The sequence below is a fragment of the Nonomuraea sp. NPDC059007 genome (assembly GCF_042740555.1).
Taxonomy (GTDB): Bacteria; Actinomycetota; Actinomycetes; order Streptosporangiales; family Streptosporangiaceae; genus Nonomuraea.
Genome location: NZ_JBHYJD010000026.1, coordinates 135932 through 150404, shown reverse-complemented (window position 1 = coordinate 150404; position 14473 = coordinate 135932). Strand labels below are relative to the sequence as shown.

15 protein-coding genes are annotated in these 14473 nt (G+C 72.0%); 8 read left to right on the top strand and 7 right to left on the bottom strand.

Annotation, left to right across the window (positions count from 1 at the left end):
- Nucleotides 1-386, top strand: a 386-nt coding sequence (locus ACFWY5_RS35450) for a M20/M25/M40 family metallo-hydrolase (protein WP_379637156.1), incomplete at its 5' end; no start/stop codon positions are given.
- On the opposite strand, the gene ACFWY5_RS35445 is transcribed toward ACFWY5_RS35450, so the two are convergent.
- The gene (locus ACFWY5_RS35445) at nt 327-1091 is read right to left on the bottom strand and encodes a TetR/AcrR family transcriptional regulator (RefSeq protein ID WP_379616059.1); all 765 of its coding nucleotides are present in this window, start codon (nt 1089-1091) and stop codon (nt 327-329) included. The two genes, ACFWY5_RS35450 and ACFWY5_RS35445, sit on opposite strands and share 60 nt — an antisense overlap.
- A 163-nt stretch (nt 1092-1254) precedes the next feature.
- On the opposite strand from ACFWY5_RS35445, the gene ACFWY5_RS35440 reads away from it, so the two are divergent.
- The 6 genes from ACFWY5_RS35440 to ACFWY5_RS35415 are packed head-to-tail and all read left to right on the top strand — an operon-like array spanning nt 1255 to nt 8528.
- The gene (locus tag ACFWY5_RS35440; protein ID WP_379637154.1) at nt 1255-2940 is read left to right on the top strand and encodes an ABC transporter substrate-binding protein; all 1686 of its coding nucleotides are present in this window, start codon (nt 1255-1257) and stop codon (nt 2938-2940) included.
- 7 nt (nt 2941-2947) lie between these two features.
- Complete coding sequence (locus tag ACFWY5_RS35435; protein ID WP_379616055.1) at nt 2948-3913, top strand: ABC transporter permease; 966 nt, start codon at nt 2948-2950, stop codon at nt 3911-3913.
- Nucleotides 3910-4767, top strand: a complete 858-nt coding sequence (locus ACFWY5_RS35430) for an ABC transporter permease (RefSeq protein WP_379616053.1) — start codon at nt 3910-3912, stop codon at nt 4765-4767. The genes ACFWY5_RS35435 and ACFWY5_RS35430 overlap by 4 nt, the downstream gene beginning before the upstream one ends.
- A complete protein-coding gene (locus tag ACFWY5_RS35425) occupies nt 4764-5744 on the top strand; it encodes an ABC transporter ATP-binding protein (protein WP_379637152.1) in 981 nt (326 codons plus the stop codon). The genes ACFWY5_RS35430 and ACFWY5_RS35425 overlap by 4 nt, the downstream gene beginning before the upstream one ends.
- The gene (locus ACFWY5_RS35420) at nt 5741-6709 is read left to right on the top strand and encodes an ABC transporter ATP-binding protein (protein WP_379616049.1); all 969 of its coding nucleotides are present in this window, start codon (nt 5741-5743) and stop codon (nt 6707-6709) included. Before ACFWY5_RS35425 ends, ACFWY5_RS35420 begins: the two co-directional genes overlap by 4 nt.
- Nucleotides 6699-8528, top strand: coding sequence for a S9 family peptidase (locus tag ACFWY5_RS35415; RefSeq protein WP_379637151.1), 1830 nt, complete (start codon nt 6699-6701; stop codon nt 8526-8528). The genes ACFWY5_RS35420 and ACFWY5_RS35415 overlap by 11 nt, the downstream gene beginning before the upstream one ends.
- Before the next feature lie 26 nt (nt 8529-8554).
- Here the strand turns inward: ACFWY5_RS35415 and ACFWY5_RS35410 are convergent, their stop codons facing one another.
- The 3 genes from ACFWY5_RS35410 to ACFWY5_RS35400 form a co-directional block, all read right to left on the bottom strand.
- Nucleotides 8555-9445 carry an alpha/beta fold hydrolase gene (locus ACFWY5_RS35410; RefSeq protein WP_379637149.1) on the bottom strand — a complete coding sequence of 297 codons (891 nt, stop codon included), beginning with the start codon at nt 9443-9445 and terminating at the stop codon, nt 8555-8557.
- Nucleotides 9446-9568: 123 nt separating this feature from the next.
- Nucleotides 9569-10048 (bottom strand): Clp protease N-terminal domain-containing protein, encoded by a 480-nt coding sequence (locus ACFWY5_RS35405; protein ID WP_379616043.1) that lies wholly within the window; start codon nt 10046-10048, stop codon nt 9569-9571.
- A gap of 9 nt (nt 10049-10057) precedes the next feature.
- Nucleotides 10058-10255 carry a helix-turn-helix domain-containing protein gene (locus ACFWY5_RS35400; RefSeq protein ID WP_379616130.1) on the bottom strand — a complete coding sequence of 66 codons (198 nt, stop codon included), beginning with the start codon at nt 10253-10255 and terminating at the stop codon, nt 10058-10060.
- Between the two features lie 56 nt (nt 10256-10311).
- Between ACFWY5_RS35400 and ACFWY5_RS35395 the strand changes: the two genes are divergently transcribed.
- On the top strand, nt 10312-11754 hold the full coding sequence (locus tag ACFWY5_RS35395) for an FAD-dependent oxidoreductase (protein WP_379637147.1): 1443 nt from the start codon (nt 10312-10314) through the stop codon (nt 11752-11754).
- A gap of 23 nt (nt 11755-11777) precedes the next feature.
- Here ACFWY5_RS35395 and ACFWY5_RS35390 read toward each other — a convergent pair whose 3' ends face one another.
- The 3 genes from ACFWY5_RS35390 to ACFWY5_RS35380 are packed head-to-tail and all read right to left on the bottom strand — an operon-like array spanning nt 11778 to nt 14460.
- Nucleotides 11778-13253: a sensor histidine kinase gene (locus ACFWY5_RS35390; RefSeq protein WP_379637145.1), complete on the bottom strand. Its 1476-nt coding sequence runs from the start codon at nt 13251-13253 to the stop codon at nt 11778-11780.
- On the bottom strand, nt 13250-13933 hold the full coding sequence (locus ACFWY5_RS35385; protein ID WP_379616037.1) for a response regulator transcription factor: 684 nt from the start codon (nt 13931-13933) through the stop codon (nt 13250-13252). The genes ACFWY5_RS35390 and ACFWY5_RS35385 overlap by 4 nt, the downstream gene beginning before the upstream one ends.
- Nucleotides 13930-14460 (bottom strand): hypothetical protein, encoded by a 531-nt coding sequence (locus ACFWY5_RS35380; protein WP_379637143.1) that lies wholly within the window; start codon nt 14458-14460, stop codon nt 13930-13932. Before ACFWY5_RS35380 ends, ACFWY5_RS35385 begins: the two co-directional genes overlap by 4 nt.
- Nucleotides 14461-14473 lie beyond the last annotated feature (13 nt).

The window sequence follows — 14473 nt, the reverse complement described above, 5'->3', positions numbered from 1 at the left end:
TGCGCGTGGACGTCCGCGCGTGGGAACTGGCGGAGCTGGCACGCGTCGACGAGCGCCTGCGCGCGCTCGCCCCCGCCGTCCCGGGAGCGGTGATCCGGGTCGACGGCGAGATCAACCGTCCGCCGCTGGAGCCGGCGAGCTCCCGGGAACTGTACGCGGCGGCCCGCAAGGCCGCGGCCCACCTCGGACTGCCCGATCCCGGAGAGGTCGCGGTCGGAGGCGCGTCCGACGCCAACTTCACCGGCGCGCTGGGCATCCCCACGCTCGACGGGCTCGGCCCGCTGGGGGACGGCGCCCACGCCGAGCACGAGTGGGTCGACCTGGACTCACTCGCCGGCCGGGCCCGGCTCGTCGCCGCCCTGATCGACACGCTGACGCGCCCGTGACCGTTCGGCGCGTACCTCGATCGCGTCGAGCATCATCTCCAGGCCGACGTCGAAGGCGGACGGGCCGCCGAGGCTCGGGAGCCGGTCGGCATGATGGGCGATGGCGGGGTACTTGCCGGCGTCCAGTTGCCGGTACTCCACCTGCCAGGCGAGCTCGTCCCTGCGCCGCACCTCCGGGTCGAGCGCGTGGACGGCCGCCTCCAGGCTCGCCACGGAACGGACGAAGCTGCCGAACGCGCGCTGCACCACCGCCACCTCCTCGTCGGCGACTCCGGCCCGCCGTACGGCGTCCAGGGTGAAGTCGACGCTGGAGAACTCCGTGGGCCGCCGCGTGGTGCGCATGACCATCTGCTGGGCGAACGGCGCGTAGCGGAGGTAGTGCTCGCGTACCCGCTGGGCGATGTCGCGCAGGTCGGCCCGCCAGTCGTCGGTGGGCGTGACGGTGCCGCCGTAGGAGCGGGCCCTGAGGCCGTCGACCAGTTCGAGGAGCAGTTCGTCCTTGTCCTTGAAATGGCGATACAGCGAGGTCGGGTGGGCCTCGAGCTCGGCTCCGAGCTCCTGGAAGGTCAGCGCGTCCAGGCCGTCGCGCAGCGCGATCTTCTCGGCGGCCGCGAGGATCACCTCCCGGTTGAGGCTGTCACGCGCGCGGCGTGGCCGCGCCTCCCCCTTGGAACCCTTCTCCTTCGACTGGCGCGTTGATGCCACCAAAGCCTCCCTCGTCTGCCGATGCACGCATTTTCGCACCACCTGATCGCAGTGACGGGCTAAAGCATAGTCAATGCGAATGACTAGAAACATGCCTAATACCCTTGCCTGGGTTCTGACTTGCCCATACTCTCCCTCTCATCACCCCCAGAAAGGTCAGAGCATGAGCACCAGGTTCAGACTCGGAGCAATTGGGCTCGCCGCCCTCGCCCTCCTCGCGGCCTCGTGCACGAGCGGAGGCACCGGCACGGCCCTGAAGTCCGACGCCCGCCCCGCCACGGCCGCGCCGGTGCGTCAGGGGGGAAGCATCGTCATCGGCGCCGAGCAGGAACCGGACTGCACCGACTGGATCGCGAGCTGCGCCACCTCGATCTGGGGCACGTTCATCATGGACATCCCGACGATTCCCCGGGTGTTCGAGCCCAGGAAGATCGACGGCACGTGGGGGCTCGCGGCCACGAACGTCATGGCGTCGGAACCCGAGGTCACCGCCGGGCCGCCGCAGAAGGTCACCTACCGGATCAACCCGGCGGCCGTCTGGTCGGACGGCGAGCCGATCACCTCGGAGGACTTCGCCTATACGGCGCTGGCGATCCGCGACGGCAAGGACGTCCTGAACCGGACCGGATACAGCCACATCACCAAGATCGACACTCCTGACCCCAAGACGGCGGTCGTCACGTTCGACGCTCCGTACGCGAGCTGGAAGGGCCTGTTCAGCGACGGCGGCGGCCTGCTCCCCAGCCACCTGCTCAAGGGCAAGGACCGCAGCGCCCTGATGAAGGACGGCTACACCTGGAGCGGAGGCCCGTGGAAGATCGAGTCCTGGACGAAGGGCGTCTCGGTCGTCCTCGTGCCGAACCCGAACTACTGGGGCGACAAACCCAAGCTCGACAAGGTCACCTTCCAGTTCACGGCCGACACCGCCGCGGCGTTCCAGGCGTTCAAGACCGGCCAGCTCGACGCGCTCTACCCCACGCCCCAGCTCGATTCGATCGACCAGATCAAGAGCGGGCTGCCCAACGCCAGCTCGATCGTCGATCCCGAGTCGGGCAACCTTGAGGCGATCTGGTTCAACAACGCCAAGGCGCCCTTCGACTCCGTGACGTTCCGCAAGGCCGTCTCGCACGCGATCGACCGCAAGGCCGTCGTCACCCGCCTGTACGGCGCGCTCGGCGTCACCGAACCCGCCCAGAGCGCGCACACCCCGCTCGTCGGCCGCTACGGCAGCACCGACTTCGCCCAGTACACCCCCGACCTCGCCAAGGTCGACTCCCTGATGCGGGGCGACGGGTGGGCCAAGGGATCCGACGGCGTCTGGGCCAAGGCGGGAAACAGGGCGGCGTTCTCCGTCAGCACGATGACCGGCAACAAGCGCCGCGAGCTGACCGAGCAGATCCTTCAGGAGCAACTGCGCGCCGCCGGCTTCGAGGTGAAGATCGACAACACCTCGGCCACGGACCTGTTCGCGAGCAAGCTCCCCAAGGGCGACTTCCAGATGGGCCTGTGGACCCTCGTCGACACCTTCCCCCAGCCCTCGCTCGCCGCGTCCTTCTCCTCAAGCGCGATCCCCACCGAGGACAACGGCCGCTCCGGGCTCAACATGTCACGCATCGACCTGCCCGGTCTCGACAAGGTGCTCGACACGGCCGCGTCATCGCTCGACGAGGCCGAGCGCGTCGAGATCTCCCACCAGGCGGACAAGCTTCTCGCCGACTCCGCCGCCCTCCTGCCGCTCGACGTGATCCCCAACATCCTGCTGTGGAACAACAAGATCGGCGGCCCGCTGGCCATCGACCCCGCGCGCGGTCCGTTCTGGAACCTCGCCCAATGGGGCCTGGCGAGCTGAGACGCCGATGTTCGCCTACCTCGCACGGCGGCTGCTCTACTCGGTACCCGTCGTCCTCATCGCCTCCTTCCTGCTCTTCTGGGCGGTCAGGATCGCCTTCGACCCGCTGGCCAAACTGCGCGGCGGGCGTGACCCCGGCGCGCTCGCCCGCGCCGCCGAGCGCCTCGGCCTCGACCAGTCGATCCCCGTGCAGTACTGGCACTGGCTCACGCGGTTCGTCACCGGCGACTGGGGAGTCAGCTCGCGTACGGCGGGCCCGGTCCACGGCCTGATCCTGCCCGCCCTCGGGACCACCCTGCAGCTGATCGTCTGGGGTGTCCTCGTCGCCGCGGTGGTCGCGCTGGCCGTCGGCGTCTACTCGGCGGTGCGGCAGTACTCCGCCGGCGACCTGGCCTTCACCGGGCTGTCCTACCTCGGGGTCGCGATGCCGCCGTTCTGGCTCGGGCTGATCCTCATCCAGATCCTCGCGGCCTGGCCGCAGGAACTGCTCGGCCTGACCGATCCCCCGCTCTACTTCGTGGGCCTGCACTCCCCCGACGGCGGCGGCCCGCTCGACTACGCGCGCCATCTCGTCCTGCCCGTGCTGACGCTGACCGTGGGCCTGGTGGCGAGCTGGAGCAGGTTCACCCGGGCCACCATGCTCGACGCCCTCACCAGCGAGTACGTGCGGACCGCGCGGGCCAAGGGCGTGCCGAAACGCCGGATCGTCACGCGGCACGCCCTGCGCACCTCGCTCGGCCCCTTCGTCAGCGTCACCGCGGTGGACGCCGGCCTGCTGTTCGGCGGGCTCGTGGTCACCGAGCAGATCTTCGCCATCCAGGGCATGGGCCGGTTGTTCCTCGACTCCCTGCTCGCGGGCGACGTGTTCGTCCTCGTGCCGTGGACGCTCGTGGTCGCGGTGGTCGTGATCGTGTTCAACCTGCTGGCCGACCTCGCCTACGCCGTACTCGACCCGAGAGTGAGGCTCCGATGACAGCGGAACGCACCCCGTGGCAACTCGCGCGCCGGCGGTTCCTGCGCCACCGTCTGGCCGTCGCGGGGCTCGCGGTGCTCCTCCTCCTGCTGCTCGGCTGCTTCGGCGCGGACCTGATCGCTCCCTACGAGCGCGGCGCCCAGAACCTGATGCTCGGGCCCGTGCCGCCGTCGGCGGCGCACTGGTTCGGCACCGACGAACTGGGCCGCGACTACCTCACCGAACTCCTGTACGCGGGGCGGATCTCGCTCGCTATCGGCCTGTGCGTCGCCGTGCTCGCCACCGTGGTGGGCACCGCGCTGGGGGCCGCGGCGGGGTTCTTCGGCGGCTGGGCGGACGAGATCATCATGCGGATCACGGACCTGTTCATCGTCCTGCCCGCGATCGTGGTCCTGGCGGTCGTGCTCCAGGGCGCCGGCCGTTCCCCCGTCGTGATCGTCCCGGTGCTGGCGGCGATCGGCTGGACCACCGTGGCCAGGATCGTCCGCGGCCAGGTGCTGTCACTGCGGGAGAAGGAGTACGTCGCCGCGGCCACCGTGCTGGGCGTGACCAGGTGGCGCATCATCGTGCGACATATCCTGCCCAACCTCACCGGTGTCATCGCCGTCAGCACCTCTCTCGGCGCCGCGAGCGCGGTGATCGTCGAATCGACGCTCTCCTTCCTCGGGTACGGCGTGCAGCCTCCGGAATCCAGCTGGGGCAACCTGCTGAGCCAGGCGTCCGGGCTGATCGGCACCGGCAAGGTCTACCTGCTGTACTTCCCCGGCCTGTTCATCCTCCTGACGGCGCTGGCCATCAACTTCCTCGGCGACGGCCTCAGAGACGCCTTCGACCCGAAGGGAGCACGCCCGTGAACGCCCTGCTGGAGGTCGACGACCTCACCGTCCAGCTCCCCACGGACGCCGGCACGGTCGCGGCCGTCACCGGGCTGTCGTTCTCCGTCGCGCCCGGCGAGACGCTCGCCATCGTCGGCGAGTCGGGCTCGGGCAAGAGCGTCACGTCGATGGCGGTGCTCGGGATCCTGCCCGGCCGCGCCCTGGTCACGGGGTCGGTCCGGTTCCGCGGCGAGGAGTTCCTGGGCCGCTCCGAGTCCGACCTGCGCACCCTGCGGGGCAGCCGCATCGCGATGATCTTCCAGGACGCGCTGACCGCGCTCACCCCGGTGCACACCGTCGGCGCGCAGATCGCCGAGGCCATCAGCGTGCACGACGCCTCGCTCACCCGCGCCGCGCTGCGCGAACGGGTCGTCGAGCTGCTCGACCTGGTCGGCATCCCCTCGCCGGCCAGGCGCGCGAGCCAGTACCCGCACGAGCTGTCCGGCGGCATGCGGCAGCGCGTCATGATCGCGATGAGCATCGCCAACGAACCGGACCTGCTCATCGCCGACGAGCCGACGACCGCCCTCGACGTGACCGTGCAGGCGCAGATCCTCGACGTGATCAGGCGGATCCAGCGACGCACGGCGACCGCGCTCATGCTGATCACCCACGACCTGGGCGTGGTGGCCGGGGTCGCCGACCGGGTGCTGGTGATGTACGCGGGCACCAAGGCCGAGGAGGCCGCCGTCGAACCGATCTTCTACACGCCCGCACACCCCTACACCAGGGGTCTGCTGGCCTCGCTCCCCCGGCTCGACGCCCGGCACGGCGAACGGCTCTACCAGATCCCCGGCCAGCCCTCGCGGGCGCCGGGCTGCCCGTTCCATCCGCGCTGCGAGCACGCGCGCGCCGGTCTGTGCGACACGACCGTCCCGTCGCCGGTCCGGATCGGCGACGGCCATACGGCGTCCTGCCTGCGCGCGGCGGAGCTGGAGGAGGTGCGCCCGCGATGACGGCGCTGGAGGTCACGGACCTGGTCAAGACCTATCCCGTGCGCGACGGGGCGTTCCGCCGCCGGTCCGGCACCGTGCGGGCGGTCTCCGGGGTGTCGCTGCGGATCGAGCGCGGCAAGACGCTCGGGCTCGTCGGGGAGAGCGGCTGCGGGAAGTCCACGCTGGCCGCGTGCCTGGTACGGCTCGTCGAACCGACCTCGGGCCAGGTGCTTCTCGACGGCACCGACTTCACGGCGCTGCCGTCCGACCGGTTGCGCCGGGCACGGCGGCGTATCCAGATGGTCTTCCAGGATCCGTACGCCTCGCTCAACCCCCGCATGACCGTCCGGGCGATCCTCACCGAGGCCCTCGAAACCCACGGCCTGGACACCGGGCGCGTCCCCGAACTGCTGGAGCTCGTCGGACTCGACCCCCTGCACGCCGGACGGTTTCCGCACGAGTTCTCCGGAGGGCAGCGCCAGCGCGTCGGCATCGCCCGCGCGCTCGCCGTCGAGCCCGACGTGATCGTGCTGGACGAGCCGGTCAGCGCGCTGGACGTCAGCATCCAGGCCGGCGTCATCAACCTCCTGGAGGACCTCCAGGACCAGCTCGGGCTGACGTATCTCCTCATCGCGCACGACCTGTCGGTGGTACGGCACGCCAGCGACGAGGTGGCCGTCATGTATCTCGGCCGGATCGTCGAGCAAGGACCGCCGGACGAGCTCTACCAGCGTCCCCGCCACCCCTACACCCAGGCACTGCTGTCGGCGGTGCCGATCCCCGACCCGCGGGCCGAGCGCGCCCGCCGCCGGATCATCCTGACCGGCGACGTCCCGAGCCCGACCGACCCCCCGTCGGGCTGCCGCTTCCGGACCCTCTGCCCGAAGGCGAGCTCGATCTGCGCCGCCGAGGTCCCCCCGCTCGTCACCGACGCGCGGGGCCACGGCGTCGCCTGTCACAAACCGGAGTTGATCCATGTCCTCTGACGCCTGGCGCGACCGCTTCGACACTCCGATCATCCAGGACATCCGTCCCTGTCCCGGCGACCTCAACCTTGAAATGATCTACGCGGCCGGACTCAGCGACGCCGAGGTGTCCCTCTGGAATCCGGCCACCGGCGAGACCCTGCGGGTGCCGGATCTGCCGCCGCACGTCGCGAACCCGGTGCCCGCCGCGGACGGGCGCGCCATCCTGGTGCTGCGCGACGAGGACGGCGGCGAGGTCGGCCATCTGTGGTCCTGCCCGGTCGACGGCGAACCCGTGGACCTCACCCCCGGGCTGCCTCCTTACACGCTGCGCGGCATCGACGTCGCGCGCGACGGCTCGGCGGTCGTCATCGCGACGGTCACCGACGAGGGATTCACGCTCTACCACCTGACCGGCTCAGGCCCCCACCGGCTGTATCGCAGCAGGAACGAGGCCTGGAACAGCCTGGTCTCTGCCGACGGAACGCTGGCGAGCATCGACACCACGGACCACAACCCCGGCATCCGCCGCTTCGCCGTCACGGTGCTCGACGCCGCCGACGGCGCGGTGCTGGCGTCGGTCTCCGACGGGCCGCTCGCGCCCGTTCGCGGAGTCCGGTTCTCGCCGGTCGCCGGGGACCCCCGGATGCTGCTGAGCACCGAACGCACCGGGTACGCGCGGCCCGCCGTGTGGAACCCCCTCACCGGTGAGCGGACCGACGTCGAGGCGCCCGAGCTGGCGGGCGAACTCGTCCCGCTCGACTGGTCCGGCGACGGCGCCCGGCTGCTGCTCGTCCACGTCGACGGCGGCCTGCACCGCGTCTACGAGTACGACCTCCAGGCGGGCCGGCTGCTGCGCGTGTCCCATCCCGACGGCGCCTACTTCTTCCCCGAGGTGGCGTGCGCGGTGACGAACCAGTGGAGCTCGCACTACGGACCGGACGGTCAGATCCGGCTGCTGCGCCAGCGCGCCGACCTGCCGTTCGAGATGCTCCGCCTGGAGCGCGGCGAGAGCGAGCCGCGCGTGGTCATGGCCCCGCGGAACGTCGTGCCGGGCATCCCGATGCGTTCGGTCACCGTCACCTCCAAGGACGGGACCGCGCTGCAGCTCTGGGTCGCGGCGCCGGCGGGCGCGAGCGGGCCGGTGCCGCTGGTCCTGCGGGTGCACGGCGGCCCGAACCTCGCCGACGTGGGCGGATACCACCCCGCCGCGCAGGCGTGGCTGGCCGAGGGCTTCGCCTACGCGTCGCTGAACTACCGGGGTTCCGTCACGTTCGGCAGGACGTTCCGCGAGGGGTTCTGGGGAGCCGTCGGCGACCGCGAGCTGGAGGACGTCGAGGCGGCCTGGCGGTGGCTGGTCGAGGAGGGCATCGCCGACCCGTCTGCCGTGTTCATCCGCGGCTCCTCCTACGGCGGCTTCCTGACGCTGCTCTCGCTCGGCCGGCTGCCCGGCCTGTTCGCGGGCGGGTTCGCGTTCATCGCGCTGGCCGACTGGAAACTCGCCTACGAGGACATGCACCCCGCCCTGCAGGCGGCCTGGCGCGGATTCCTGGGCGGGCGGCCCGAGCTCGCGGAGGAACGTTTCCGGCTGAGCTCCCCCATGACCTACGTCGAGGACGTGCGGGCGCCGGTGCTGATCAACCAGGGCCGCCACGACACCCGCACCCCGGCCCGCCAGGCCGAGGAGTACGCCCGCCGGCTGCGCGCCGCCGGCGGGGACGTGCTGCTGCGCTTCTTCGAGGGCGGGCACGGACCCGTCGGCAACGACGGCGTGGTGGGCAAGATCGAGCTGGAGATGGAGCTGGCCCGCAAGGCCTTGCGCGGGGAACGCTGGTCCTGAGGGGCCCTCCCGGCCGGGGTCCCGTCTCAGGCCCCGGCCAGGAACGCCTTCAGCTCCGCGGCGACCAGGGCGGGGGCCTCCTCCGGGAGGTAGTGGTCGCTCGGCAGGGCCGTACCGCTGAGATCGTCGGCGTAGTCGCGCCAGACCTTCAGGACGTCGTAGGTGCGGCCGACGAAGCTGTGCTCGCCCCACAGCGCCAGCACCGGGCAGCGCACGCGACGGCCCGCCGCGGCGTCGGCCTCGTCATGCTCCAGGTCGACGCCCGCCGCCGCCCGGTAGTCGGCGCACGACGCGGCGATCGCGGCGGGCTCGGAGAAGCAGCGCACATACTCACGGACCGCGGCCTCGTCGTACGCGGCGCCGCCGGAGTGCCGTGCGGTCATCCGGCCGCGGATCCAGAACTCGGGATCGTTGCCGATCAGCCGCTCGGGGATGCCGTTCCCGGCGGCGAGGAAGAACCAGTGGTAGTAGCCGAGGCCGAAGGCGGCGTCGGCGTGCGCGAACGTGTGCCGGGTCGGCACGATGTCCAGGACGGCGAGCGCCTCGACGGCATCGGGGTGGTCGAGGGCCATCCGGTGGCCCACCCTCGCCCCCCGGTCATGGCCCACCACGGAGAAGCGCTCGAACCCCAGCTCCCGCATCACGCCGAGCTGGTCTCCGGCCATCGCCCGCTTGGAGTAGACGTCGTCGGTGACCGGCTCCGGTTTGGCGCTGTCGCCGTACCCGCGCAGGTCGGTCAGCACGACCGTGTGCCGGGACGCCAGCGCCGGGGCCACGTCGTGCCAGATGAGGTGCGTCTGCGGGTAGCCGTGCAGGAGCAGCACGGGCGGCCCGTCGCCTCCGGCGACCGTGTGGATGGCGACGCCGTCCACGTCGATGGTGCGTGCTCGGAACGTGCTGGGCAGCGGGACGCTCATGCTTTCCTTCACGGGGCTTCGGCAGTGGGTGGTACCGATTCGAGCAGGTCCGTCAGGTCGGCGTCCAAGAGCGGCTACCTATCTGACCGATCGTCGCTGCCTATCGGTGGAACCAGGGCGAACTCAGTACGCCGCCACCTGGTCGAGGTGTGCCCGGACGGCGGCACGGTCGACGCCCAGGTGGTTCAGGAGCTGCGCCACCGGGTCCGGCTCGCGTTGGGCGAGCAACGCCAGGAGCAGCTGGACGGGCGCCTGGGCGTTCCTGTTCTTACGTGTCGTTGCCTTGATCGCGTGATTGACGGCGGCTCGGGCACCGGTGGCGAGCGCGGTAACGGGCACCGGAGGGTGCCGGAGCGGCCCGGCTTGCGGCGCCTGGCCGACGTCCAGGCCGATCGCGCGCAGGGCCGCCGTATCCAGGTCGGCGAGCGCGGCCCGTGCGGTGGCCAGATCCACGCCGAGCGCGCGGCTCGTGACGGAGCCGGGGTCGCCGAGCAGGCCGAGCAGGAGGTGCTCGGTGCCGATGCGACGGTCGCCGCGCTGCCTGGCTTCTTGAGCCGCGGCCTTGACTGCCGCCGCGAAGGGACTCTTCTCGCTCGCGAACATCGCGGTGTCTCACTTTCCGTATCTGGCGTGCACGGATTGCCGGGACATGCCGAGTGCGTCGCCGATCTGCTCCCAGGTCCACCCCTGCTCGCGGGCCAGCGCCACCGAGACGGCCTCGACCTGTTCGGCCAGCCGGTGCAGCGCTCCCACCGCGCGCAGCCCGACGGCCGGGTCGTTCGACCTGATGTGTTCGGACAGCTTCTCCATATCCACGTTGTCAGGCTAGATTGACAGGCCAGCTATGTCAATCTAGCCTGACAAGCATGGGCGATGTTGTGATCATCGGTGCGGGGCCCGTCGGGCTCATGCTGGCCTGCGAGCTGAGCCTGACCGGCGCCCGCCCCGTCGTACTGGACAAGCGAGCGGAGCCGGGCCAGACGCCCAAGGCCAACGGCCTGGGCGGGCAGATCATCGACCTGCTGGAGCACCGCGGCCTGCTGGAACGCCTGAGCGCCGACAGCCCCTTCTGCGGGGTCCCGCCGGGCTTCCCCTTCGGATCGGTCCCGCTGCGCTTCACCGGGGTCGCCGGCATCCCCCTGCGCATGCTGATGATTGCGCAGCCCCGGCTGGAGCGGCTGTTGCGCGAACGGGCGGCCGAGCTGGGCGTGTCGATCCGCTGGGGGCACGAGCTGGCCTCGCTCACGCAGGACGAGTCCGGAGTGAGCGCCCAAGGCGCCGGATTCGGCCTGCGCGCCCACTACGCCGTGGGCTGCGACGGAGGCGGCAGCCGGGTCCGCGAACTGGCCGGAATCGGTTTCCCCGGCACCACCGACGAGGAGGAACTGTGGATCGGCCACTTCACCGCCGGCACCGAGACCGGCGTGTTCGACCACCCTCAGCTGGCCGGGCTGAAACCGGGCTGGAACCGCACCCCGGCCGGGCGGATCCTGGCCGCCTCACTCCAGCCCGGCGTCCACATCGTCGGCGTGCGCGAGAAGGGCCGGCACCCGGCCGGGCCGGTGACCCTCGCCGGCTTCCGGGCGGCCATCCACCGCGTACTCGGCGACGACCTGCGGCTGGGCGAGCCGATCTGGCTGTCACGCACGAGCGCCCAGGCCCGGCTGGCCGACCACTACCGAGCCGGACGGGTGTTCCTCGCCGGTGACGCCGCCCACCTGTTCCCCGCGGGCGGCTCGGCGCTCAACGCCGGCATGACGGACGCGGTCAACCTCGGCTGGAAACTGTCCGCCACACTCAAGGGCCGAGGCCCGGAGCACCTGCTCAACAGCTATGAGTCCGAGCGCCGTCCCGCGGCTGAACGCGCCCTGCTGCAGACCCGCGCCCAGGCGGCCCTCGATCGCCTGCCGCGGGAGGAGGGCGAGGCCCTGCGGACACTGCTCACCGAGGTCTTCGCCTACGAGCAGCCCCTGCGCCACATGGCGGCCCTGCTGCACGGCTCCGACCTCCCGTACGGCGCCGCCACCCACCCACTGACCGGCCGCCTGCTACCCGGCCTGCGCCTGACCACCGGCGCCGGTGAACGGCGACTGACCGAATCCCTGCGGCAGGGCCGCCCCGTCCTGCTGGATCTCGGCGGTGAGGCCAGACTCGCCGACGACGCCCACCACTGGATCGACGTGGTCCGAGCGCACTGCGACAACCCTCCCGCCGACGCCCTCCTGATCCGTCCCGACGGGATCGTGGCCTGGGCGGGCACCGACGGGCTGGCGACGGCCGCAACGGAATGGTTCGCACCCCGCACCTGAAGGAGGCCGTCGCGGGCAAACGCTCAAGGCCGCCCGGAACCCGCACGCGAACCCGGCGACGGCGCCGTGGACGTGGCGGGCAGGGTGAGGGTCAGGACGGCCCCGCCCCCCGCGTGGTTGGCCGCGGTGAGGGTGCCGCCGTGCAGGCGCGCGTTCTCCGCGGCGATGGCCAGGCCCAGGCCGCTGCCCTCGGTCCGGGCGCGGGCGGCGTCGCCCTTGGTGAACCGGTCGAAGACATGCGGCAGCAGGCCGGCGGGAATGCCGGGCCCGTCGTCGGAGACGGTGACGACGAGCCGGTCGGCATCAGCCCGTACCCGGACGAGCACCGGCACCGCCGCGCCGCCGTGCCGCAGCGCGTTGCCGACGAGGTTGGCCAGGATGACGTCCACGCGGCGCGGGTCGAGGCGGGCGCGCAGCCCGGCCGGGATCTCGGTGCGGACCCGCTCCTGCCAGTGCCGCAGCGCGAGCGTGTTGGTGATGAGCTCGCCCAGGTCGACCTCGTCGAGGTGGAGTACGGCGGCGCCGGCGTCGAACCGTGACACCTCGATCAGGTCCTCGACGAGGCGGGTGAGTCTGCGTGTCTCGTCGGATACCAGGTGCAGCGCCTCGGCGGTGAGCGGCGCGAGCCCGCCGCCGGAGGCGTCGGCGTCGAGGACCTCGGTCACCGCGCTCATGGCCGCGAGCGGGGTGCGCAGTTCGTGGGAGACGTCGGCGGCGAACCTGCGTGCCCGCGCCTCCATGGCGCGCAGCGTGTCGGCGTCGGCCTGGAGCGTGGCGGCCATTGTGTTGAAGGTCCGGCCGAGGTCGGCGAGCTCGTCCTCGCCGGCGACGTTCACCCGGGTGTCCAGCCGGCCGCCGGCCATCTGCACGGCGGCCGCACGCAGCCGCCGGACCGGCCGCAGCAGCCGGCGCGCCGCCAGCAGCGCGGCCAGGATGGAGGCCACGGCGACGGGCAGCGCGGCGGCGCGTGCGGCGGCGGCCAGCGTGTCCACGTCCTGCTGCTGGGAGGTCAGCGGGAAGGACGCGTAGACGACGAGCGGTGCGGGACCGTCCGGGCGGGCGGCGGCGGTGACGGGAAGGGCCACGGCCAGCCAGGGTGACCGGACGTGGTGGAAGCGCTGGGCCAGCGCCGTGGTCGCCGTGGCCGCACGGGCGCGCAGCGGCGCGGGCAGCGGCGGTGCCGGCGCCCCGGCGGTGACGAGCGGGCCGCCGCGATAGGACAGGGCGGTGCGCTGACCGCGCGCGCCCATCGCACGGTCCAGTTGCAGCGCCAGGGTACGCAGGTCCGCCTCGGCGGGGTCGGCGGGCAGGTCGGGCGCGCGGGAGGTGACATGGGCGCGCAGTTCCTGCAGGGCGTCGGCTTGGGCACGTTCCACGATCGCGGTGCGGCCCTGGTGAAAGGTGACGGCGGCGGCGACCAGCGCGCTGAGCGCGGAGACCAGGAAGAACGCCACGACGAGCTGGGCTCGCAGGCCGCGGGCGAACGCCGGCCGGATCACAGCGGGCCGAACCGGTAGCCGAATCCGCGTACGGTCTGGATGTAGCGGGGATTGCGGGAGTCGTCCTCGATCTTGGCCCGCAGCCGCATGACGCACGCGTCGACCAGCCGGTAGTCGCCGTGGAAGGTGTGCTCCCACACCTGTTCGAGGAGCTGCTGGCGGCTGAAGGTCTGTTCGGGCGCGGCCGACAGGAACAGCAGCAGCTTCATCTCCGTGGGCGCCAGCGCGAGTTGCGCGCCCTTCTTGAGCACGCGCAGCGCGACCCGGTCGATGAGCAGGTCGCCCTGGGTGGTGCGCGCCTGGTTGCCGGAGGCCGGCGGTGCGGTACGGCGCAGCACCGCGCGCATCCGGGCCTCGATGACCTCGCCGCTGGCGGGTTTGATCACGTAGTCGTCGGCCCCCGCCTCCAGCCCCACGACGATGTCCACGTCGTCGTCGCGCGCCGACAGGATCACGATGGGCACCTGGCTGAAGGCGCGGATGCGGCGGCAGGTCTCCAGGCCGCTCATGCCGGGCAGCATCAGGTCGAGCAGCACGATGTCGGGGGCGCCGGCGACGAGTTCGGCCAGCCCGTCCTCACCGCTCGACACCGCCACGGGCTCGTGGCCGTGGTGGCGGAGGCCGAGGCTCACGCCCCGGCGTACGGCCGGGTCGTCCTCGATCAGCAGGACCCGGGTCATGAGAAGCCTCCCTGCCCGACGGGGTCGGCCGTCCCGTTCTCGTCACACCTGACCCGCCAGGGGTTGTCCCCCATGCCGGGTTCCAGCACCTCGATGACGGCATCGCCACCGGCGTCCGAGGCCGCGGCGGCCGTGCACACCACCTGACTCACCGCAATGGCCCGCATGTCGCGCACCAGCCACGGCAGGCGTACTTCCACTCCGCCCTCCGTGGCGCGGGCCTGGACCGGCCGCGCCGCCGGCGGCAGGTGCGTGATCAGCCCTCGGGCGCGCTCGTCCGCCGTGGGACCCGCCCACAGCTCCTTCATGGCCTGCGGCAGCCGGTCGCCGGCCAGGGCCGGGCGGGAGACCGGCCAGGTGCCCTGCGGCGTGACGAAGTACACCCGCAGAAGGCGGCTGCCGCTCGCGGTCAGGCTGCCCCGGACCAGCTGACCGGCGGGGTGGGCGTCGGTGTCGGTGATCCCGCAGCCCGCAAGCGTCGCCGCCGCGACCACGACCGCCAACACGCGGCGCAGGACCACCGGCATGTGTCGTCTCCTG